Source organism: Roseivirga ehrenbergii (assembly GCF_001593005.1).
Taxonomy (GTDB): domain Bacteria; phylum Bacteroidota; class Bacteroidia; order Cytophagales; family Cyclobacteriaceae; genus Roseivirga; species Roseivirga ehrenbergii.
Map to the genome: position 1 here is coordinate 184,481 of NZ_LQZQ01000050.1, position 22,140 is coordinate 206,620.

Genomic DNA, 22,140 nt, shown 5'->3' on the forward strand with positions numbered 1-22,140 from the left:
GTTTTGAATCAAAGATTTAATAACCATGGAACATATAAAATCACACGCTGCATATAAGTTTTTTGAAAGAATCTACCGTCCAGAACTAATGATACTGCTTTACTTTTTCTATTTAACGGCATGTGCCCCCAGCAACGGTAATAAGGGCAAGTTCGATGAGGCGGTTGAGACCTTTCAGAGACAATACCCTAACGGTGAAGACAGTGAGTGGGAGGAGGATGACAAAGGTAACTTAGAGGTAAATTTTAAGCTGAAAGGTGATAAGTACAGAGCTGATTACGATTTGAACGGGAATTGGATTGAGACCGAAAAGAGTGTTAAGTGGTCTGATTTACCTCCAGTTGTTCAGAATAAGATCGAAGCAGAGTACGATAAAGATGATATTACAGAAATTGAATGGGTTGATCACAAAACAAAGGGTAAATTCTATGATGTAGAATTTAAGCGAGAGGGAAAAAATATGGATGTGGAATACAGTTTTTCGGGAGAAAAGATAATGGAATAAAAAACAGTTAGGTCTTTTAATTCAGCCCTTCAAACTTAAGGTTGGAGGGGCTTCTTTTTTTCGAAAAAAAGTATGACTACAAATACGAGGTAGGCTGATTGAATAAGGGGGTAAGTATTTTTGATTTAACGTAGATTCACAAAGAACATTTTTAAAGGGCAATAAGATTAATTAGTTTTCCGTTCAGATGTCGAGATCCTGAATTAATCGCTAAGAAGCAATTTGAATCTGTATTGAAAAATTCCCAATTACTACCCTTAAAAATTTATGAGATATAATCTATTAGCAGTAGCAATACTGCTTTCTGTTTGCTCGTGCAAAAATATTGATAAAGAAGTTGAAAGAAGTAACCCAAAGCTTAAAGAACAAACACAGCCCCAAATTACAAATGTAAATTTCGATGAAGCCGATAGCCGAGGTACTCTTATACCTGCATACTCCCAAACCTTTGAAAGGAACCTAAATCGAATAAATTTTGAAGATTCTCTCTACTCTCTTTATCAGGCAGTTGGTTTGAATGAGATGAATTTAGATTACGAGCCATTCCGATATGCCATGATCGGTTTCTATAGTTTGAAACAAGACAAACTTCTGAATAATAAAAATTTGATATCTATAATTGATTTCTCGCAAACTAGTTCTGAGAAGAGATTTTACACGATTGATTTAAATAAAAAGGAGGTGCTATTTAATACACTTGTGAGCCATGGGAGAACCACAGGTGGTAATAAATCTAGTGTTTTCTCAAACAAATCAGGTAGCAATGCGAGTAGCTTAGGCTTTTACCTAACTGCAGAAACTTATGTTGGCAGCAAAGGGTACTCTATGCGTTTAGATGGACTTGATAAAGGTTACAACGATCAGATGAGGAAACGCGCTGTGGTAATGCATAATGCTAAATATGTAAGTGATGATTGGATAAAGAAGTATGGAAGGCTTGGTCGTAGTCAAGGCTGTCCTGCACTGCCTGTGGAAATTTCAAAAAAGGTGATTGATGTTATTAAAGATCGAACGGTGATTTTTGCTTACTATAAAGATGATGGATATTTAAATTCCTCAAAACATTTAAAAGTTGAAGCTTTGATGGAGAAGCTAGAAAGTCAACACAAAGCTCTAACCTCGATGTAGGCTTGCAAACGCTAGACTTTTGTCATTTGACTTGGAAGTACCGTTTATTTTGAATGGGAAACATTATGAAAAGCTAAGGCCATTCTTATTTCTCCATAACTATAATCATCTCCAAGTTTACTTTTTATTTCTTGTGTACCGGTAGTTTCAGGAGTTATAAGCGAAAGAATGTTGTTAAGTTTTGTTTCACTTATCAACCGTCTGATGTCCACTTCTCCACTCGAAATATATTTGGTTAAATGGCCTTCAATCGTGCCTGGAACCAAACCTCTGGCTTCAGCAATTTCCTCAACGGTTTTCCCCTGCTGGTATAACTCAAAGCTGATTTCGGCAGTAGGTGTTTTCGACTTTTTACCTTTAGAAACGGCTTCTACTTTTCGCTCTTTATACAAGTTAGAACTGAGCATTTCTCCCTTAGTAAGGGTTTTACCTTTTACCGCATTACCTACCAATAAATGAAAGCGCTGAATTTCAGCCTTTTTATTAAAATATAGTTGTTCTAAAGCCTTAAGCTCTTTTTTGTATTCTGTAATTCTAACTTTTGCTTTAATATCGGTTTGGTGTTCGTCTAAAAGGTCGGTGAGTTTTTCTAGTTCCTTATTAAAGTAGCCTTTTGCTTTTTCTGCTCGCTCAGCCAAATGAGGCAGGTAAACCTCCATGGTCAATATTCGCTGAACTTCACCAATAAATGTAGCGCCCACTTTTTGTAAGGGAAGGGTACTTTCTAAAAGCCTTCTATTCCAACCTAGAAATTCTTGTTTGGCCGATTTACTTTCGTCCTTATCAAAGCTTTGAATGTGTTGGCTTAGGGCATACAAAATACCAGCAAAGTCAAAGGTTGTATCAGCTAATTTAGCGTAATATCGCTTTTGGTAGTTAGGTAGTTCACTGGCTAGTTGGTCTTGACTACTTTTCGTAGCCATAAAAGCGTTCATGCTTTGACTTCGTTCAAAGTTCTCCTCTGGCAACCTAGAAGCGAGAATTAATCCATTTAGAGAAGTCAATCTAGAAAGTGCTACATATACCTGACCATGGGTGAAAGCATCCGTAAGATCCAGAATTGCTTTTTCGAACGTAAGGCCTTGACTTTTGTGAATTGTGACCGCCCAAGCCAGTTTTAACGGGTATTGCTCGAATTTACCAAGTATCTTTTCTTCTATTTCGTTTGAAGCTTCGTTGAGTTTGTATCGTTTATTTTCCCAAGTATGCTTGCCTACTTCTACCTCATTTCCGTCCTCGAACTTTACCCAAATTTCAGAAGAACGCAATTGTGAAACTGTTCCTATTTTCCCATTGAAAAACTGACCTTGTCCTGAAGCATCATTCTTAATAAACATCACCTGAGCCCCCAGTTTTAACGAAAGATTGGGGTTGGTAGGGTACGCATTGTCTGGAAAATCGCCACTAATGTCGGCTTTGTATTCATGCGCATTCGACTGAAGATTTTTCAGTCGATTGGCGTTAATTTCATCGGCCTTCCTGTTGTGCGTGGTCAGGTAGATATATCCACTTTCTGACTTTTCTTTTACTTCAGGTTTATAAAACGAATTTAGGTAAGCTAAATCCTCAGTATTTTGTTCGTTATCTCTAAATCGATTTAGGATTTGAATAAAGTTTTCATCGGTTTGCCTGTAAATCTTATCCAACTCTACATGAATAGGAGGGGCTTCGCGAAGGGCATGTGCATCGAAAAAATAACTACTTTTATAATACTCTGAAAGCACATTCCACTCTGAGTCTTTCACCACGGGCGGAAGCTGAAGTAAATCGCCAATGAATAATATTTGAAGACCACCAAAAGGCTCATTTCTGTTTTTTCTGAGGTAGCGCAACATGTGATCGATACAATCCAATAAATCGGAACGCAGCATACTGACTTCATCTATAATCAGGAGTTCTACCTCGCGAATCATTGCCCTTTTTGAGGCATTAAACCTTACATTCGAAAATAGATTGAGTAAGGTTGTTACTTGACTGCCTGTGTTCGGTGGTGTTATTCGTTCGGGAATAAAAGCACCGAAAGGTAAATGCAAAAGTGAATGGAGTGTCACCCCATTGGCATTAATGGCGGCAATCCCTGTTGGAGCGGCTACTACTACCTTTTTATGGGTGTTTTGAACAATATATTTTAAGAAAGTGGTTTTGCCAGTTCCAGCTTTTCCAGTTAAAAAAACATGCTGATTGGTAGTATTGATGTAGTTAGCCGTGGTTTTGGCAATCCCAGTCAGTTCGTAATTCATGATTAATAATAATTATATAAAAACACCAAATCAAACAAATTTACAATTTTGTTTGATTTGGTGTCTGCGAGCAAAACCCTAAAGGTTGAGCTTTACTATTAAATGTTTAGATCCTTTATTAGTGATTAGACTTATTCGATACAGGTACCGGAATTAGGCCGCGCTTTTCCATTTCATAGAATTCTCGGAAGGAAATCATACGCTGTTGTGTTTCATCCCAAAGCTTATTCGAAGCAAGTTTTAAGCTATCTCTAAATCCAATTATAGTAGGAAACTGATTTAACCACGGGTTTTCCTTGATACATTTCTTCAAGTTATAATTTGGAATTAGCGGGTTCAAATGGTGAACGTGGTGAATTCCGATGTTGCCAGTCAACCAATTGAACACCCTTGGGATTTTATAATAAGTGCTTCCTTTTAAGGCCGAAGTAACATAATCCCAGTTCTTTTTCCATTGCTTATAACCGTGCTCATGTTGGTGCTGCACATAGAAAAACCAAATGGCGATGATTGAAAACATAACCAAAATAGTAAGGTGAACCAAAAGAAACTTGGTCCAGCCTAAGGTGAAACCTAAAATCGTAAAGGCGGCAAGCAAAAGAATGTTGTTCACGATTACACCTTTCTTGGCGCTTTTAAAGGCAGGGAGTTTGATTTTAGCCAATCTATTATGAATGAAAACATAGTAAATAGGCCCTAAAAGAAACATTACAATTGGAGAGCGGTAAATTCTGTAACCAAGTCTTTTGCCTTTACTAAACTCTTTAAATTCAGCCACTGTATAGGTAGTCACGTCTCCAATATCCCGCATTTCAAGTTGGCCATTTAATTTATGGTGTACGCTGTGCGATTTTGCCCAATAATTGAAAGGAATAGTAGAGAAATAGCTACAAGCGTAACCAATAATTTTTTGTGCGGTTCTGTTTTTGACAAAAGACTGATGACCGCAATCGTGCTGAATAATGAATATTCTTACCAAGAAAAAAGCATTGATAATACCTAAACCAAAGGTTAGCCAATAGCTAACGTCTAAGGAGAAATACATTAAAATCCAGATGCCAATAAAAGGTAAAAAGGAATTGATAATTTGAATGGTTGCTTTGGTTTTGTGCTCTTCTGCGTACTTACGTAGCGATAAAACTTGCTCTTTTTCTAGGGTGATTTTTTCAGCTGTAATTTTCTTCATTTAAAAGGGTTTGAATAATGCTAACCTTAAAGGTTGCAAGCTACTCAATACAAACTCCGATCCACCATTTTAGTTCGGCCAATGTGGCGTTTCTGTCAAATAATCTGACCATTCGTAATAATAGTAACTACTTACGCTTATGTATTTCTTATCTTCATTTTAGGTCAAAAAAATATGTCGATATGTTAAGGAATTATTTTAAAGTAGCGTTCAGGAGTATCTTTAGACAGAAAGCCTATGCTTTTATTAATATTTTTGGTTTAGCCATTGGTATGTGCTGCTGTCTTTTGATTGTAAGCTTTGTATTAGATGAGTTGAGTTATGATAAATTTCATCCGAACAGCGAAAGTACTTTTCGAATAGCTCTGGATCGAAAGTTTCCCGATAATGGCTTTCAATACGCCCGAAGCCCTATGCCAATGGGCATGACACTCTATAACGAGCTACCTGAAATTACTGCTGCTACTCGACTCTACAATAGCTTTGGTTCGGTAACCATCGAAAAGGACGACCAGTATTTTGATGAAAGAAATGTAATTGCGGCCGACTCGAATTTCTTTGACTTTTTTGGAGCAAAGCTAATTTTAGGTGATGTGGAAACTGTTTTGAACGAACCTAATTCGTTGGTAATCACTACAGAAATGGCAAATAAATATTTTGGTTCGACAGATGTGATTGGTAAACAGCTAGAAATGCAAAATATAGGTCAAATGCTGGTAAAGGGAGTTGTGGAGCCGTTGCCTAGCAACAGTCACTTTCATTTCGATTTTCTTTTTTCTCTTAATACCATTCCAAGTTTATATAACAATCAATTTTGGGGCTCATACGTTGCTTACAATTATGTAAAAATGGAGGCTAGTTCGGTACCTATTGTAGAACGAAAATTACAACAGGTTTTACAGCGAAATATGGAGCCACAAATTCAGAGTATTTTAGGAATAAGTTGGCAGCAATATGAAGAGGCCGGTAATGCACATCGCTATTTTTTTCAACCTTTATCTGAAATACATCTCAACTCTAATTTGCAATGGGAGCTAGAACCCAACGGAAGCGCCTCTACGGTTTATCTTTTTGCAGGAATCTCTGTTTTCATTTTACTTATTGCCTGTATCAACTTTATTAACCTCGCTACGGCTCGTTCTGCCAATAGAGCAAAGGAAGTTGGTATGCGTAAGGTTTTGGGAGCATTAAAGGGTCAGTTGGTTTTTCAGTTTTTGGCCGAATCAATAATTATGTGTTTGCTCGCGCTGGTGTTAGCTGTAGGCATGACAGCCTTATTGCTTCCTTTCTTTAATGAATTGGCTGGAAAATCAATTGAGTTGAATACCTTTTTGACTCCTCTAGTTCTGTTTGCAATGCTTGGATTCTCGCTGCTGTTGGGTGTTGTTGCTGGGCTTTATCCAGCGTTTTACCTTTCTGCTTTTAAGCCTGTTACGGTACTGAAAGGGAAGCTTACGGGTGGTGCAAAGAACTCTTGGTTAAGAAATGGCTTGGTGATTTTTCAGTTTGCCATATCTGCAATTTTGGTAGTGGGCACAATCGTAATCTACCAACAGTTACAATATATGAATGAGAAGAGCTTAGGTTTTGATAAAGATCAATTGGTCGTTATTGAGCGAACTAATTTACTTCGAGGCCAGAGCAATACTTTTAAAAGCGCTTTGCTTAATAATCCAAATATTTTGGAAGTCAGCGGAGTGAATACTATTCCAGGCAGACAAGTGGTTGGCGGTACTTTTACAGATGTTACAGGCGATGCCAGTGATCGCTTTCTTTTGCCAAATTTGCGTGGCGATTATGATTTAATTTCTACCATGGGATTAGAAGTTGTAGAAGGTCGAACCTTTAATCCAGAAGTGGTTTCAGACTCTTCTGCCGTAATTATCAATGAAGCAGCAGCTCGAATCTTCAAATGGGAAAACCCAATTGGTAAACAGCTACAACCTATTAATGGCCCTATTTACAATGTAATAGGAGTGGTAAAGGATTTTCATTTTGAATCTCTGCATCAAGAAATTGGCCCACTCGCCATTTTTGCAAGTAGTTTGAATGCCAGAGCATCTAACCTGATGATTGTAAAAACCAATTCTGCCAATGTAAAGTCAGCTCTTGATTTTATGGATGCACAATGGAAAGAGTTTATTCCTGATCGCCCGTTGGCTTACCGTTTTGTAAATGAAGAATTTGGAGCGCTTTATCAAGCAGAACAGCGTAGCGGAAAGGTGTTTACCTCCTTTTCCGTTTTAGCTATTATCATTGCTTGCCTAGGCGCCTTTGGGCTTGCTGCATTTTTAGCTACCCAGCGTACTAAAGAAATAGGAGTACGAAAAGTATTGGGTGCTTCTACTTTTGGCATTGTTCAGTTACTTTCAAAAGATTTTGTGAAGCTTATACTGATTGCCAATTTAATTGCTGTTCCTATTGCTTATTTAGCCATGAAAGAATGGCTGCAAAATTTTGCTTATTCCATTGATGTGAGTGGGTACACTTTTGTATTTGTTGCTATTGGTTCTATTTCAATTGCCTTAATTACGGTTTCCTACCACAGCATTAAAGTAGCGTTGAATAACCCAGCGAATACTTTACATGCGGAATGATTAGCCTACGTGGCCATCTCCGTTAATATCTTTGCCAATAGTTTCTTCTAAAGTTTTTAGTGTTTTCACTAGAAGTTCTTGGGTGTGTCTCAACTCGAGTTCCAAATGACTTACTCTATCTTCCAGTGAACTTGTTTTGCTTTGTTGATCTGATATTTGACTGTGTTGTATAAGGTCCCAGAATAATCCCATGTTTAAAATATAAGAGGTTTTTTAAAAATTTCTGTGTGCTACTGCAACCCTAATTTGTGTAATTATTTACCCAATAACAATCGGCTTATCATCTCCATTCCACAATTTTTGTGAGCTGAAGATTTTAGAATGTGGCTATACTTCACTTAAACCCATGTTCGGAATAGTTTTCATGGTCTTTGCTTCTATATAGTAAGAAGGGCTTTTTAAGCCTAGAAATCTATGTTGAACTTAAACGAAAGAGAAATGACAAACTATTTTATATCAGTTAGCGATTTAAAAAACAGTGATGTTTTAACACCCGCCCACGACCATATTGGTAAAATTGAAGATATCGTTATTCATCAAGGCTCAGAAAGAGTGGCTTATGTAATATTAAAAGTGAACACTGGCTTTTGGGGGATAGACTCAAAGCATATTCCTGTTCCGTTTGGTGCTTTTTACCTAGACTCTGATGAGGATAAAAAAGTCATATTGAATGCTGATGTTGATAAATTGAAGAAAGCACCATCAATTGATGAGACCAAATCAGGAGTTGATGAGTACACCCAGTTTATTTGGAACATGTACAACTATTATGACCTTCAACCTTATTTAGTGAAGGCAGAAATGGAACCGAATGTAGTGCTCGACACCCCGAAAAATACTGGTCCATCTACAATTGAAGAAGCTAGTTTTAAAACCAGTAGATTCGATAGTAGCCACAAAAGTGTAAGAGATAGACACAAGTCACACTACGGACTTTAAGAATATTTACTTGCTAATTGTAAACCATGGTAGAAAGCTCTACTATGGTTTTTTGTTTAAATGAAAATTACGGAGGAAGAACAACCTACCTTATCTTTTACTAAATAGTCGCTCGTCAAAACTGAAAGGGGTAATTTGATTAAATATATATGTTTCTCGGTGGGTTATGTGGGAAGGGTTAAGCAAGAGGTTGAATTCGTTGGGAACAATTGCCGAAGGTACTTTGAGTAAGTAAGCTTCTGCTCTATGAAAAAAGTTGAAACCTATTTTCTGTGTAGAAAGCGGGGTGTATTTTTTTGTTTGCCAGTCGGCAGGCAGATCATTAAGCGAAACTTCCTCAATTGAAGAGTCGTCTGCAACGAATATTTCCGATAAACAGATTTCTTGTTTTCCCATAACATGAAAGTTATGTACTAAGTACTCCAAACATGCCAGAGATGTACTTCCTGCAGTGTAGACAAGGCTGACACCCTTTGGGTTCCATCTTCCGCCATATAATCCAGCGCCCGTTCCGCTTAGGTCGTTTGCATAGATTTGTTTACTAATTCTGTAAACAAGCATTAGGCAAGTACTCCGTGTTCCATGCGGCCAATTTCATCGAGGAGTTTGCGTACTCCAAAACTATTGGAGAGCAGTTTTTTAGGAATAACTCCCCCTAAGGCCACGTTTTCGGTAGACATCCAAGTGTGGAAGCCCTCGCCAAAGGCGCTGAGCCCTGTTCGGTAAACTTCCTCTATTTCAAGTACTTTTTCAGTGACTGGCGGGTTAAACTCTGTTTTACGCTTGTAGGTATCTATGGAGATAGGAATAATAGCCATCAGCTCAGTTAGAGTAAGTTTTGAGATGTCTAGAATTGCTTTGATGTAATTTTTTGAAATATCATGGTCGGCCAAAGAATAGTAATTTGTATGCCCATACATTACTGCGGGTTCATTGAGAACGTTGGACGAATTTTGCGCTTGTTCTTTCATATGTTTGGTGTAAAATTACTTTAATATCTATGTAAATATACACTTTTTCACCAAGGTTAGTTTCATTTATTCAAAAAAATAGCCACAACATTTGTCTGCTGTGGCCATTTTTCAATTCGCTTTAAGTTGAGGGGCTATTTTTTCACTCCGGGTAAATTTTTTGGAGTTACATCCATCCACCACATTTTAGGAAGTGGCTTTTTAGTTGGGTAAAGTTCATCAAGCGTATTTCCATCATACAGTCGGCCATTTTTCATTACATGACTGATGTCTTTAGAGTTCTTGATATTATCTAGAGGGTTACTATTCAAAATAACCAAATCAGCTAATTTACCCGATTCAATTGAGCCTAGGTCAGTGTCCAAACCAATGGCTTCTGCTCCTAAAATGGTGGCCACTTTAAGTGTGTTCAGTTCACTCAATCCCCCAGACTGCATCGCCCAAAGTTCCCAATGATAACCCAAACCTTGTAATTGGCCGTGGCTACCTACACCAGCTCTTCCGCCAGCTTCTACTAAATCTTTAACAAAATACGCATGGTCTTCAAAAACATGTTCTTCTTCCATAAACCAGCCATCATTTCTTCTTCTAGTTCTAGAGTCAAGATTTTCATGCGGCATAAAGCGATTTAGTTTTGGGTCAGCATGTGGGTTTTCAGTAGCATAGTAGTAATTTTCTGCCCAAGGGCCACCGTAAGCTACTAGCAATGTTGGCGTATAAACGGTTCGCGAAAATGAAACTAAATCAATCACATCTTTATACAATGGAAAGATAGGGAAGGTGTGCTCATGCCCTGGGTAGCCATCTATAACTTGGGTAAGGTTAGCTTTAAAATCCAATCCACCTTCGGTAGTAGGCATAATGTTTTGCTCCTTAGCAGCCTGAATGATCCATTGCTTTTGCTGACGATTTCCAGCACCATACATTTTAATAGTTTTGGTGTTATAATATTCGCTGTAGCGTTTCATTACTTTTTGAGCATGCTCTAGGCTACTGATGTTTTCGCTACCGAAAATACCAGGGCCAGTGGAGTAAATTCTTGGGCCAATCAGCTTACCAGCATCCACTAAGTCTCCATAAGTGAGTACATCTGTGGTGGCAGTTTGGGGGTCGCGTGTAGTGATTACCCCAAATGCTAAATTGGTAAGGTATGGCCAAAACTCTCCTCTGTGAAGATTTACAGGATGACGGAAATGGGAATGAGTATCTACAAAACCTGGAACAATCGTCTTTCCCGCCATGTCCATTACGGTGGTTTTCCTGTCAGCCGTAAGGTTAGTGCCTACTTGCTTAATGCGGTTGTTTTCAATTAGAATATCTCCTTTTTCGATTACTTCATCACCTTTCATGGTAATGATTCTGGCGTTTTTTAATAGAATAGAGCCTTGAGGAGTATCTCTTTTGACCTTTACACTTATTCGATTTTCTACTGGTTCATATTCTTTTTTCTTCTCCTTGTCTTCCTCGGTTTTATTGGCTTCTTCAATGGCTTTAGCTGCGGCCAAATCATATACCACATGTGCATTTCCTACGGCCCAGTGTACTTTAGTTCCATCTGCATTCCAAGCCGGGAATTGCCCTCCAATATCTGTGAGCTGACGTGCTGGGAAAGCGGCATTCGCTGGGTTTGAAACCGAAATCGTTGGTGCTTCATCGCTTACTTGCGGAACAGTTACCACAAATAAATCATTCACTACTTCGGCCAAGGCTTGGTCTCCTTCTGGTGCCATACGAATCCATGAGGCATTTGGAGCATTGCTCGACCCTGCTGCTGCTTTCCCTCTAACGCGAACATGAAATTTTTCATCTGTTCCATCCCAACGAATTGAAGATAAACCTCTTCCACTTGATAAATATATCCTATCTGAATTCTTAACGAAATGTGGGTTATCTCTTCCGTTTGTATATGTGATGAAGTTATCTTTCGATCCATCGGCCGAAATCCAAACCAAATCGCTTGTACCTCTAAAAGCTGTACGCTGAAGTGCTTCCTTAAAGTCTTGAGTTAAGCCTTTTATGACAACGATTTTACTTCCGTCATTAGACCAAACGGGGCTTTGGTAAACAGAATTGTCTTTGTTCAATTGCATAAGGTTTTGGCCATTCGGGCGAACCTTGTATAATTTTCCGCCCTCGGCCTTCCAACTCACAAAGGCAATCCATTCGCCATTTGGCGACCATGCTGGCTGAGCTTGAGATTCACCAAGGTTCACTAGTTTTCGAGGAGTTCCATTAGGTAAGTCCATAATATAAAGCTCGTCTAAGGCGGTAAAGGCCATTTGCTTTCCATTTGGCGAAGGGGCAACGTCTCGAATTTGAGTAACCACAAATTCTTCTGAATCTGAAATTGGGTAATCAAAATCCAATTCAGGGCCTAACTCTATGCTTGACTTTACTCTAAAAGGAATCTCCTGAGCTTTTTTCGTTGCTACATTGATCTTCCATATTTTCCCTCCGTAAGAAATTACAATGCTTTTGTTATCGGGTGTCCATGAAAAACCTGGCAATACATCTCTTGAAGCACGCGATTCTTGGTCGTCATGCTGAATAGGGTAGGCCAACCAACTTTCGTCTCCTGTGGCTAAATCCCTCAAAATTAGGCCTGTTTCTGCATCGTGGCGGGTAGCGTATACTAACCATTTTCCATCACTTGAAGGGGTTGGGCGGAAGGACGATCCGTATCGAGAAGACTGTGCAGTGATTTCTCCAGTTTCGCGGTCGTAAGTAGCCATTTGGTATTGAGGCATACTTGCGTTGTATTGTGAAGAACCTGTTCTTCTGGAGAACCAAATATAACGGTCGTCTTTTCCGAATGCGCCTTCTACCATTCTCATATTACTAGGTTCGTTCACTAAAGCTGTTCCAGAACCACCTTCTACGTGATATAACCAAAGCTTATGTGACCCGCCACCTTTTGACGCGATCATATATTTTCCGTCAGGTGTCCACTCTGGAGACTGATAAGCATTGGAATTGCCTTTCGTGACTTGGTTTTTCTTGTCGGTAGCAAAGTCGTAAGTCCATACGTTTTCCCCGCCAGATTCGTCAGATATAAAGATTACCTTTTTACCATCTGGGCTGAACCTTGGTTGGCTGTCGAACTGCATACCTTTAGTGATTTGAGTAGCATTTCCGCCAGAAACAGGTATAGTATATATGTCGCCCAAAAAATCAAACACTATTGTTTTTCCGTCTGGACTTACATCCAAGGAAATCCACGAGCCTTCTGTGAGGTCGAAGTCAAAAGTTCTCCCAGGCTCAAGGGGTAAATCTTTTTTCTTTTTCTTGTCTGTTTTGCTGGTGTCCGATTTTGCGGGATCGGTCTGTGCAAAACCTGTAAATGCAATGGAGGTAAACAGAATTACCACCAACGCTAGGCTTCTCGAAATGTATTTCATAAAATTCAAATTGATGTGATTGTTCGTGCGACCAAAATAGGGTGTTTTAGTTTTGTCGCCAATCCGAATGATGTGAAGGGTAAGAATTCGTACGAATTAGAGTGTTAAAAAATGTGGGTGATGTTGTGACTTTCTGAATCTAATGTTGAAAAAGTTTACTTCTACGCTCAAGTAAAATGGTGTCTCTCCAAACCCCATTCATTTGCCCTACTTTTTCGCGATAACCAATTTCTCTAAAGCCTAAAGCAGTATGAAGTTTAATGCTGGCTTTGTTCTCTCTAAAAATACCAGCCTGAAGCGTCCAAAACCCTTCGGCTTCACTGGTTAATATCAGTTGTTTTAAAAGCTGACTCCCGATTTTTTGACCTAAATGTGCTGTTGAAACATAAACGCTTACTTCAGCAACGCCTCCGTAAACACAGCGACTAGAAACGGGACTTAAGGCTGCCCAACCTATAACTTCACCTTCTCTTTCTGCCACAAAACGGCAGGCTTTTAAATGTGAACTATCCCATTTTTCCCAACTAGGAATTTCTGTTTCAAATGTAGCTTGACCTGTTGCAATACCTTGTCCATAGATTTTCGCAACCATTGGCCAATCGTTTTCAGACATTGATCTAAGATGAAGCATTGAATTCGTTTGGGGCTAAGCTATTTTTTGATTTCGTCCTATCAAGAAATACAAAATTGATCCCAGGACAGGTAGGAATATAATGACCAAAACCCAAATGATTTTACTGTCTCCTGAAAAGTTGCTTTTGAGGCAGTCTACTAAGGCTGTTATCCATAAAACTACGGGGATTAAAACGAATAACATTTCCATCCCTCCAGGCATACCTAATAAGAGCATGATTTAATTTTTAATGGTGATTCACAAAATTGATTCGCTAATATAATGATTAAATGTAATTATTGTTCGCTTTATTGAAAATCCGAACGAATAAGTTGGGATAAATGAATTGGGCTATTTGTAGATACTTTCTCAACTTTGGTTTTTGAAAACATCTAATGTCAGAGCAAAATCACCCAATCAATACTTATAGCCAAAATGAACTGCTATTGCAGGCTGAGGTTGATGCTTTGCAAAAACAGTTAGATGTATTAGAACAAAAAGTGTTTGCGTTTGAATCTATTATTCGGTCTGAATTGGCCAATGAATTGGTGGAGGTTCAAGAACTAACCGTGCTTTATAAAAAGCAGAAGTTAGCGAAGAAGGAAAAGCGAATTGCACAAAAGCAACGAGGGAAGAATTACACGCCACCAACTTCATTAAAGCACTTGCCTAAAGCTGCTAAAGTCCATGTTTCGGAAGTAGATGAAAAGGAAAGAAAACGACTTTACAGAGAAGCCATGCTTTATGTGCATCCCGATAAATTTAATATGAACGAAGGGCAAGCGGATTTAGCAACGGAGATAACTACAAAGCTTATCCATATTTATCAAACTGGAGATTTAAACGCGTTGAAGGATTACCATGCTCATATATTTAGTGGTAATACATTGATAAATATTGCGGAACACAAGGGAGTTAAGGTTGATCAACGGTCTAAAGGCGAGTTGCTAAAAAAGGAGAAAGAGAGGCTTGAGAAACTTATTGATGAGGTGAAAGAAAAATACACCTACAAGGTGTTGACGGAATACCCAGAACCAATGAAATTTCTTGACGAGCTTAAGCTTTATTACAATGACCGTATTTCGAAGTTGAGAAGAAGAACGAGGGTGGGGTAGTGGACTCCTCCTACATCTTAAATCGTAATTTCATTCTCAAATTTTATAACTTTCAGCCATGTCTACAAAATTCATTGCTGCGGTGGTTCAAGCCTCACCCGTGCTTTTCGATTTAGAGAAAACTTTGGCAAAAACGGCTCATTTGGTATCCGAAGCATCTAGTAAAGGAGCTAAACTGGCGCTGTTTCCAGAAGCTTTTATTTCTGCCTACCCCCGGGGTTTGAGTTTCGGTACTGTGGTGGGGAACAGAAGCACAGAAGGACGCGAAACTTGGTTACGTTACTGGGACTCCTCCATTAAGGTACCGAGTAAAGCAACTGATCAACTGGGTGAGATGGCCAGAAAAGCCAATTTGTTTTTGGTAATAGGTGTGAATGAAAAGGACACTGTTTCAGGAACCATGTATTGCACCATGCTTTACTTTAACCCAAAGGGTGAGCTCATGGGTAAGCACCGTAAACTTAAACCTACTGCTGCTGAACGTATTATTTGGGGAGAAGGAGATGGTTCAACTCTTTCAACCTTTAATACATCTTTGGGCAAAATGGGAGGGCTGATTTGTTGGGAAAACTATATGCCGCTGGCGCGAATGGCCATGTACCAAAAAGGCGTGCAACTCTATTTGGCACCCACTGCCGATAGTCGTGAGAGTTGGCAGCACACCTTAAAACATATTGCTTTGGAGGGCAGATGTTTTGTAATGGGCTGCAACCAGTTTGTGACCAAGTCAATGTATCCTAATGATTTACCTGGAATTACGGATTTAGATCACCAGCCAGAAGTGATGAGCCGTGGAGGTTCTGTGATTGTGGCGCCAACAGGTGAGGTTTTAGCAGGGCCATTATGGGAAGAGGAAGGAATAATTACCGCTGAAATCAGCATTGATGAAGTAATAAAGAGTAAGCTCGATTTCGACCCAATTGGACATTATGCAAGGAACGATGTTTTTTCCTTAACAGTCGAAGGGCAACCAGATTCGGAAGAGTTTGGGTGAGGTTTCAATTGTTTTATTTCTATTTAACTCAAATCCTTGTTTTGATTATTTATACCCCTTCATCAAACTTCTTACCTTTGCCGAAATTTATTTTGAATGAAGAAGATCAATATTGCCATTGACGGTTTCTCAGGTTGCGGAAAAAGTAGTACCGCGAAGGAAGTAGCCAAACGTTTGGCCTATAAATTTATAGATAGCGGAGCGATGTACAGGGCGGTAACCTTATATATGCTTCAGAATAAAGTAGATATTAAGGATGAGGCTCAAGTTATGAGTGCTCTTGAAGCGATAAATATTGATTTCAGACATAACCCACAAACAGGCAAAAGCGAAACTTTTTTGAATGGAGTCTATGTTGAAGAAGAGATTCGAAAAATGTACGTTTCAGAATTTGTGAGCCCTGTAGCTGCCATTAAAGCGGTAAGAGTAGCCATGGTAGCCCAACAGCAAGAAATGGGTAAATACAGAGGTGTAGTAATGGATGGTAGAGATATCGCTTCGGTGGTTTTTCCAGATGCAGAGCTCAAAATATTCATGAAGGCTAGCGATGAAGCTAGGGCCAAAAGAAGGCAAGCTGAACTGGAGGAAAAAGGAGAGAAGGCATCGCTTGAAGAGATTGTGAAGAATTTTAGGGAACGAGATTTGCAGGACTCTACCAGAGAAGAAAGTCCTTTGATTCAGGTACCAGAAGCTATTGTAATTGATACTTCCGATTTGGAATTTGAAGATCAAGTGAATAAGGTGTTAACTTTGGCGAAAGAACAGATAGAAGGCTAGATATCAATCAGTATGGAAGTCACAATCGATAAAAATTCAGGCTATTGTTTTGGGGTAGAATTTGCTATCCAGATGGCGGAGGATGAAATGAAAGAGAGTGAATTATATTGCCTTGGCGATATAGTCCACAACGGTATGGAGGTAGACCGCCTAAATGCCAAAGGCCTGAAGATTATTGATAGGGAAGAATTAAAAGGCATTAAAAACGCCAAAGTATTGATTAGGGCCCATGGTGAGCCGCCAGAAACTTATCAATTAGCCATGGATAATAACATTGAATTGGTGGATGCTTCATGCCCGGTTGTGCTCAAACTTCAGAACCGCGTAAAAATGGCTTATGACCGTATGCAAGATGTGAACGGACAAATTGTGATTTATGGAAAAACAGGTCATGCCGAGGTGATTGGCCTTACAGGTCAGACCAACAATGAGGCGATAATTATTATGGAGGATAAAGACCTCGATAAAATTGATTTCAGTCGTCCAGTTACATTGTACAGCCAAACCACAAAAAGTACTAAAGGCTTCTATAGAATCCGTCAGATGATTGAAGATAGAATCAAAGAAGCAAAGGGTGATTTTAAAGAAATAGACTTTAGCGCGAACGATAGTATTTGCCGCCAAGTATCTAATAGAGAACCGCAACTCCAAAATTTCTCAAAAGACCAAGACGTAATAATTTTTGTTAGTGGAAAGAAAAGCTCGAATGGGCGAGCACTTTACAGTGTTTGTTTGCAGGAAAATGAGCGAAGCTATTTTGTTGAGTCTGAGGAAGAAATAGATCTTTCATGGTTCAAAGAAGAAGATAGGGTTGGTATTTGCGGTGCTACATCTACTCCAATGTGGCTTATGGAACAGGTGAGTAGCTTTATTGAAAAATCATTTAAGAAACTACCAGTCGCATAATTCTATACTAATACTTTTCATACCATTTTTTTTGGACTAAATTGCGCCTCGAAAAGCTAGATAAAGGCTTTTTGTTGACGGTAAATATTTTACTTTTGCCCCAACATTTGATCAAACTATTGATTCGCAATTAAAAGAGTATGTCCAAAATTATAAAGCTTAAAAAGGGCTTTGACATCAATCTGGCAGGAAAAGCAGTACATAAAATTGCTGATTCCGTTCATCCAGAAACGTTTGCAATTAAACCCACCGACTTTGTTGGAATGAAGCGTCCGAAGTTACTCGTTAACGAGGGCGACAACGTTAAAGCCGGAACTCCGATCTTGTTCGACAAGATGCAGGAGAACGTGATGTATTGCTCACCGGTGAGTGGTGAAATTGTCGAAGTGAAAAGAGGTGCCAAAAGGAAAATCCTCGAAGTCAAAATCCTAGCCGATAAAACGATCGAATACGAATCGTTTCAGTCCTACAGCCCATCAGACATTACTGGATTGAGCAGAGAAGAAGCTCAAGCTCAGATGATGAAATCTGGTGTATGGCCAAACATTATCCAACGCCCCTTCGGTGTTGTGGCCAATGAAAATGATAGCCCTAAGGCGATTCATATTTCGGCTTTCGATACCCATCCATTGGCTGCTGATATAGCTTTTACCTTGCAAGGTGAAGAGGATGCTTTTAAAACAGGAATCAATATTCTAAAGAAATTTACTGAAGGTAAAATTCATTTGAATCACAACCTGAATGCAGAAGTGTCTAAAGTATTTGCCAGTGTAGAAGGTATAGAGCATAATAAGTTTTCAGGGCCACACCCAGCCGGAAACGTGGGGGTTCAAATCCATCACTTAGATCCTATTAATAAAGGTGACATTGTGTGGACTGTGACGCCTTATGGGGTTGCTCAAATCGGAAAGCTCTTTAGCCAAGGAAAATACGATGCTTCTAGATTAGTAGCGGTTTGTGGTTCAGAGGTTAAAACGCCTCAGTACTATAAAACCTACAGTGGAGGGGCTATCAATAAACTTGTTGAAGGAAATATCAAACAAGACCATGTGAGATATATTTCTGGAAATGTTTTGACCGGTGAGAAAATTGAGAAAGACGGCTACTTGAGCTTCTATGCAAATAGTCTAACGGTTATTCCTGAGGGAGATCATTCTGAATTTTTAGGTTGGATTATGCCTAAGAAGAATGTTTTGAGCTTCCATAGAGCATGGGGCTTATTCTCTTTCTTGAATGGTAAGGACAAAGAATATGTACTCGATTCTAACACCAATGGTGAAGACAGGGCCTTTGTTCAGACAGGTACTTTTGAGAAAGTAACTCCAATGGATATTTATCCTGCATTCTTATTGAAGGCCATTTTATCAGAGGATTTTGATAATGTAGAAGCCTTGGGTATTTATGAGGTAATTGAGGAAGATCTTGCTTTATGTGAATTTGTTGATGTTTCTAAACATGACGTTCAGCATATGGTAAGAGAGGGTATAGAATTGATACAAAACGGATAAGGATGAAGTTTTTACACAACCTATTAGAAAAACAAAAACCGATGTTCGAAAAGGGCGGTAAGCTTGAAAAGTTTTACTACCTGTTTGAAGCTGGAGAGACGTTTATGTTTTCACCGCCTAGCACTGCCAAAAACAAAGGGGTGCAAGTGAGGGATGCAATTGATTTGAAGAGAATGATGATGACCGTGGTAATTGCCATGATCCCATGTCTGATCTTTGGTATATTTAATACGGGGTATCAACACCACGTTGCGATTGGAGAGGCAACTACTTTCCTTTCATTGGAAAACTTCCTTTTTGGTGCTCGTTGGGTATTACCAATCGTTTTGGTGTCATATGCCGCAGGAGGTATTATTGAGGCTATTTTCGCAGTAGTAAGAAAACACCCTATCAACGAAGGCTTCTTGGTAACAGGAATGCTAATTCCATTAATTGTACCGGCTACCATTCCATTATGGCAAGTAGCATTGGCCACAGTTTTTGGTGTTTTGGTAGGAAAGGAAATCTTTGGTGGAACGGGAATGAACATTCTGAACGTTGCCATGACCTCTAGAGCATTCTTATATTTTGCTTATCCATCACAAATTTCTGGTGCAGTTTGGACGCAACTGGCAGATAAAACACCAGTAGATGGATTCACAGGAGCAACAGCTTTAGCCGTAGCTTATGATACCTCAACAGCAGGAGGAAATGTAGTTTCTGCATTAGGAGATACTTTCAGTTTTAGTAACCTGTTTATGGGCTTGGTTCCAGGCTCAATCGGTGAAACTTCTACTTTATGGGTATTAGTCGGAGCTCTAATTCTGATCGCTACAGGAGTAGGAAGTTGGAAAATTATTGTAAGTGTATTCGGTGGAGCCTTTATTATGGGGGCAATATTCAATGCAGCAGGAATCAATCCTTTTATGGATATGCCAGCGCATTATCATTTGGTAATGGGTGGTTTGGCATTCGGTGCTGTGTTTATGGCAACCGACCCTGTGTCGGCAGCCCATACTGAAACAGGGAAATGGATTTACGGTATTTTGATTGGTATGCTCAGTGTATTGATTAGGGTAGTAAACCCAGCTTACCCAGAAGGTATTATGTTGGCGGTGTTATTAATGAACGTTTTTGCCCCGCTAATTGATTTCTATGTAATTCAAGCAAACAAGAAAAGGAGGTTAGCACGTGCGACAGTCTAATACATATATTATAGTATTCTCTTTAATACTCACAGCAGTATTAGGAGGGTTATTGTCTGGGGTTTCTCAAGTTTTAGGGCCAACTCAAAAGAAGGCGCAAGATTTAGATACTAAGAAGCAGATTCTGGGAGCAATACCTGCGGAAAAAACCAAATTGGGTGACATGTCTCCAGAAGAAATTCTGGCTCGTTATGCCGAGGTAATTAGCTCTGAGGTTGCCGATTATGAAGGTAATTTGGTGACTACCAATGAAAAAGGAGAGCCTTTGGTTGCTGAGAATGTAAACATTGAAAAGAATTACAAAAAACCAGCAGAAGAAAGAGTATACCCAGTTTTCAAATATAGAAATGGAAACGAAGTTGCTTATATTCTACCTACTTATGGTGCAGGTCTTTGGGATGCAATTTGGGGCTTTGTTGCCTTGAATGAAGACTTGGAGACTATAAAAGGGGTGACTTTCTCACACAAAGGAGAAACTCCAGGACTAGGAGCTAGAATTACGACTGATGAAGTTCAGGAGCGTTACCAAGGTAAGTCTATTGTTGAAAACCAAGAATTGGTTTCTGTAACCATGATTAAGGGAGAAGGAAATCCACCATCAAAATTAGACGATACCAAAGTAGACGGTTTGGCCGGTGCAACCTTGACTGCAAACGGAGTAAACGCAATGTTGCTTAATTACTTAGGGTATTATCAGGCATACTTTAATAAGCATTCTGCAAATGCAAATGCAAATGCGGATGCCATGTCAATGAATAATCAGTAAACAAAGAGGATATGAGTACTGAAACTTTAGAAAAACCAATCGTTAAGAAAGAAGCAATTTTTTCTAAGCGCAGGAAGAAATTCGTAATAGATCCGTTGAGTGATGATAATCCAATTACCATTCAGGTTTTGGGTATCTGTTCTGCCTTGGCAGTAACTACTCAAATGAAACCGACAATGGTAATGGCCATCTCGGTAACAATGGTATTGATCCTTTCTAACTTGATTATTTCTCTTATGAGAAACATCATCCCTTCAAGGGTTAGGATTATTGTACAGTTGGCTGTAGTGGCTACCTTGGTAACATTAGTAAACGAGGTTTTGAAAGCATATGCATTCGATATGTATAAAGAGCTATCTGTATTTATTGGTCTAATCATTACCAACTGTATTGTGATGGGACGTCTTGAGGCTTTTGCCTTGGGAAATAAGCCATACGATTCAATGCTTGATGGACTTGGAAGTGGCTTAGGTTACTCTTGGATTATCCTTACTGTTGCTTTCTTCAGAGAGCTTTTCGGATCGGGTAAAGTGTTTGGTTACCCAGTTTTCGAAGCTATTGGTATGGATAACCTTGCCACTAACGGTTTGATGGTTAGCCCAGTGGGTGCTTTTATGGTACTTGGCTTTATCATTTGGGTACAGAGAACTAAAACAGGTTACGTAGAACATTAATTGAAGCAATCATGGATTTAATTAACTTAGGTATAAAGTCAATTTTTATAGAGAACATGGTTTTCGCCTATTTCTTAGGTATGTGTTCTTTCTTGGCAGTTTCAAAAAAGGTTTCTACAGCCATGGGTTTAGGACTTGCTGTAGTATTCGTTTTGGGTATTACCGTACCAATGAACTGGCTATTGGATCAATTCGTATTGAAAGAAGGAGCACTAACTTGGTTAGGCGATAGTTTTGCTACTATTGATTTGTCTTTCTTACGATTCATCATGTTCATCGCTATTATTGCTGCTATGGTGCAGTTGGTAGAAATGATGATCGAAAAGTTCTCACCTTCTCTTTACGGTTCATTAGGTATTTTCTTGCCACTTATCGCAGTAAACTGCTCAATCTTGGGTGGTGCATTGTTTATGGCACAAAGAGATTATACTTTAAGCGAAGCTACCGTATTTGGTTTTGGATCAGGAACTGGTTTCTTATTGGCCATTGTAGCTTTGGCTGCGATCAGAGAGAAATTGAAATACTCAAATGTTCCTGATGCTTTGAAAGGATTGGGAATTACCATGTTCATTACAGGTTTAATGGGTATTGCATTTATGAGCTTTATGGGAATTTCGCTTTAATCGAAGTTCTTACTAG

General features: G+C 39.1%; 21 protein-coding genes. 13 read left to right on the forward strand and 8 right to left on the reverse strand.

Features of this window, described 5'->3' with window-relative positions; all coding sequences use genetic code 11:
• Positions 1-25: 25 nt before the first annotated feature.
• Both MB14_RS17005 and MB14_RS17010 read left to right on the forward strand, forming a co-directional pair.
• Positions 26-505, forward strand: coding sequence for a PepSY-like domain-containing protein (locus MB14_RS17005; RefSeq protein ID WP_062593751.1), 480 nt, complete (start codon positions 26-28; stop codon positions 503-505).
• A 267-nt stretch (positions 506-772) separates the two neighbouring features.
• On the forward strand, positions 773-1,633 hold the full coding sequence (locus MB14_RS17010; RefSeq protein ID WP_132644068.1) for a murein L,D-transpeptidase catalytic domain family protein: 861 nt from the start codon (positions 773-775) through the stop codon (positions 1,631-1,633).
• A 44-nt stretch (positions 1,634-1,677) separates the two neighbouring features.
• On the opposite strand, the gene MB14_RS19200 is transcribed toward MB14_RS17010, so the two are convergent.
• Both MB14_RS19200 and MB14_RS17020 read right to left on the reverse strand, forming a co-directional pair.
• Positions 1,678-3,873, reverse strand: a complete 2,196-nt coding sequence (locus MB14_RS19200; protein WP_062593753.1) for a helix-turn-helix domain-containing protein — start codon at positions 3,871-3,873, stop codon at positions 1,678-1,680.
• 118 nt (positions 3,874-3,991) lie between these two features.
• On the reverse strand, positions 3,992-5,059 hold the full coding sequence (locus tag MB14_RS17020) for a fatty acid desaturase (RefSeq protein ID WP_062593755.1): 1,068 nt from the start codon (positions 5,057-5,059) through the stop codon (positions 3,992-3,994).
• Positions 5,060-5,241: 182 nt separating this feature from the next.
• On the opposite strand from MB14_RS17020, the gene MB14_RS17025 reads away from it, so the two are divergent.
• A complete protein-coding gene (locus tag MB14_RS17025) occupies positions 5,242-7,656 on the forward strand; it encodes an ABC transporter permease (RefSeq protein ID WP_062593758.1) in 2,415 nt (804 codons plus the stop codon).
• Here MB14_RS17025 and MB14_RS17030 read toward each other — a convergent pair whose 3' ends face one another.
• Positions 7,657-7,848: a hypothetical protein gene (locus tag MB14_RS17030; RefSeq protein ID WP_053223129.1), complete on the reverse strand. Its 192-nt coding sequence runs from the start codon at positions 7,846-7,848 to the stop codon at positions 7,657-7,659.
• Positions 7,849-8,070: 222 nt separating this feature from the next.
• Between MB14_RS17030 and MB14_RS17035 the strand changes: the two genes are divergently transcribed.
• A complete protein-coding gene (locus tag MB14_RS17035) occupies positions 8,071-8,595 on the forward strand; it encodes a PRC-barrel domain-containing protein (protein ID WP_062593760.1) in 525 nt (174 codons plus the stop codon).
• Between the two features lie 90 nt (positions 8,596-8,685).
• On the opposite strand, the gene MB14_RS17040 is transcribed toward MB14_RS17035, so the two are convergent.
• From MB14_RS17040 to MB14_RS19245, 5 genes are all read right to left on the reverse strand, one after another.
• Positions 8,686-9,156 carry an RES family NAD+ phosphorylase gene (locus MB14_RS17040; RefSeq protein ID WP_062593762.1) on the reverse strand — a complete coding sequence of 157 codons (471 nt, stop codon included), beginning with the start codon at positions 9,154-9,156 and terminating at the stop codon, positions 8,686-8,688.
• Positions 9,156-9,566 carry an Xre family toxin-antitoxin system antitoxin gene (locus MB14_RS17045; protein ID WP_062593764.1) on the reverse strand — a complete coding sequence of 137 codons (411 nt, stop codon included), beginning with the start codon at positions 9,564-9,566 and terminating at the stop codon, positions 9,156-9,158. The genes MB14_RS17040 and MB14_RS17045 overlap by 1 nt, the downstream gene beginning before the upstream one ends.
• Before the next feature lie 134 nt (positions 9,567-9,700).
• Entirely contained in the window at positions 9,701-12,964 is a 3,264-nt protein-coding gene (locus MB14_RS17050) for an amidohydrolase family protein (RefSeq protein ID WP_062593766.1), read from the reverse strand.
• 139 nt (positions 12,965-13,103) lie between these two features.
• On the reverse strand, positions 13,104-13,595 hold the full coding sequence (locus MB14_RS17055; RefSeq protein ID WP_062593768.1) for a GNAT family N-acetyltransferase: 492 nt from the start codon (positions 13,593-13,595) through the stop codon (positions 13,104-13,106).
• Positions 13,596-13,610: 15 nt separating this feature from the next.
• Complete coding sequence (locus tag MB14_RS19245; RefSeq protein ID WP_062593770.1) at positions 13,611-13,814, reverse strand: PLDc N-terminal domain-containing protein; 204 nt, start codon at positions 13,812-13,814, stop codon at positions 13,611-13,613.
• 158 nt (positions 13,815-13,972) lie between these two features.
• Between MB14_RS19245 and MB14_RS17065 the strand changes: the two genes are divergently transcribed.
• The 9 genes from MB14_RS17065 to nqrE all read left to right on the forward strand — a co-directional run bounded on the left by MB14_RS17065 (position 13,973) and on the right by nqrE (position 22,124).
• A complete protein-coding gene (locus tag MB14_RS17065) occupies positions 13,973-14,692 on the forward strand; it encodes a hypothetical protein (RefSeq protein WP_062593772.1) in 720 nt (239 codons plus the stop codon).
• A 58-nt stretch (positions 14,693-14,750) separates the two neighbouring features.
• Positions 14,751-15,686 (forward strand): carbon-nitrogen hydrolase family protein, encoded by a 936-nt coding sequence (locus MB14_RS17070; RefSeq protein WP_062593774.1) that lies wholly within the window; start codon positions 14,751-14,753, stop codon positions 15,684-15,686.
• 96 nt (positions 15,687-15,782) lie between these two features.
• Positions 15,783-16,463 carry a (d)CMP kinase gene (gene cmk, locus MB14_RS17075; protein ID WP_062593776.1) on the forward strand — a complete coding sequence of 227 codons (681 nt, stop codon included), beginning with the start codon at positions 15,783-15,785 and terminating at the stop codon, positions 16,461-16,463.
• A gap of 12 nt (positions 16,464-16,475) precedes the next feature.
• Complete coding sequence (locus MB14_RS17080; protein ID WP_062593778.1) at positions 16,476-17,369, forward strand: 4-hydroxy-3-methylbut-2-enyl diphosphate reductase; 894 nt, start codon at positions 16,476-16,478, stop codon at positions 17,367-17,369.
• 140 nt (positions 17,370-17,509) lie between these two features.
• Positions 17,510-18,877 (forward strand): Na(+)-translocating NADH-quinone reductase subunit A, encoded by a 1,368-nt coding sequence (locus MB14_RS17085; protein WP_062593780.1) that lies wholly within the window; start codon positions 17,510-17,512, stop codon positions 18,875-18,877.
• A 2-nt stretch (positions 18,878-18,879) separates the two neighbouring features.
• The gene (locus MB14_RS17090; protein WP_062593782.1) at positions 18,880-20,061 is read left to right on the forward strand and encodes an NADH:ubiquinone reductase (Na(+)-transporting) subunit B; all 1,182 of its coding nucleotides are present in this window, start codon (positions 18,880-18,882) and stop codon (positions 20,059-20,061) included.
• A complete protein-coding gene (nqrC, locus tag MB14_RS17095; RefSeq protein WP_062593784.1) occupies positions 20,048-20,827 on the forward strand; it encodes an NADH:ubiquinone reductase (Na(+)-transporting) subunit C in 780 nt (259 codons plus the stop codon). Before MB14_RS17090 ends, nqrC begins: the two co-directional genes overlap by 14 nt.
• Before the next feature lie 11 nt (positions 20,828-20,838).
• The gene (locus MB14_RS17100; protein ID WP_053223142.1) at positions 20,839-21,501 is read left to right on the forward strand and encodes an NADH:ubiquinone reductase (Na(+)-transporting) subunit D; all 663 of its coding nucleotides are present in this window, start codon (positions 20,839-20,841) and stop codon (positions 21,499-21,501) included.
• Positions 21,502-21,512: 11 nt separating this feature from the next.
• A complete protein-coding gene (nqrE, locus tag MB14_RS17105; protein WP_062593786.1) occupies positions 21,513-22,124 on the forward strand; it encodes an NADH:ubiquinone reductase (Na(+)-transporting) subunit E in 612 nt (203 codons plus the stop codon).
• Positions 22,125-22,140: the final 16 nt, after the last annotated feature.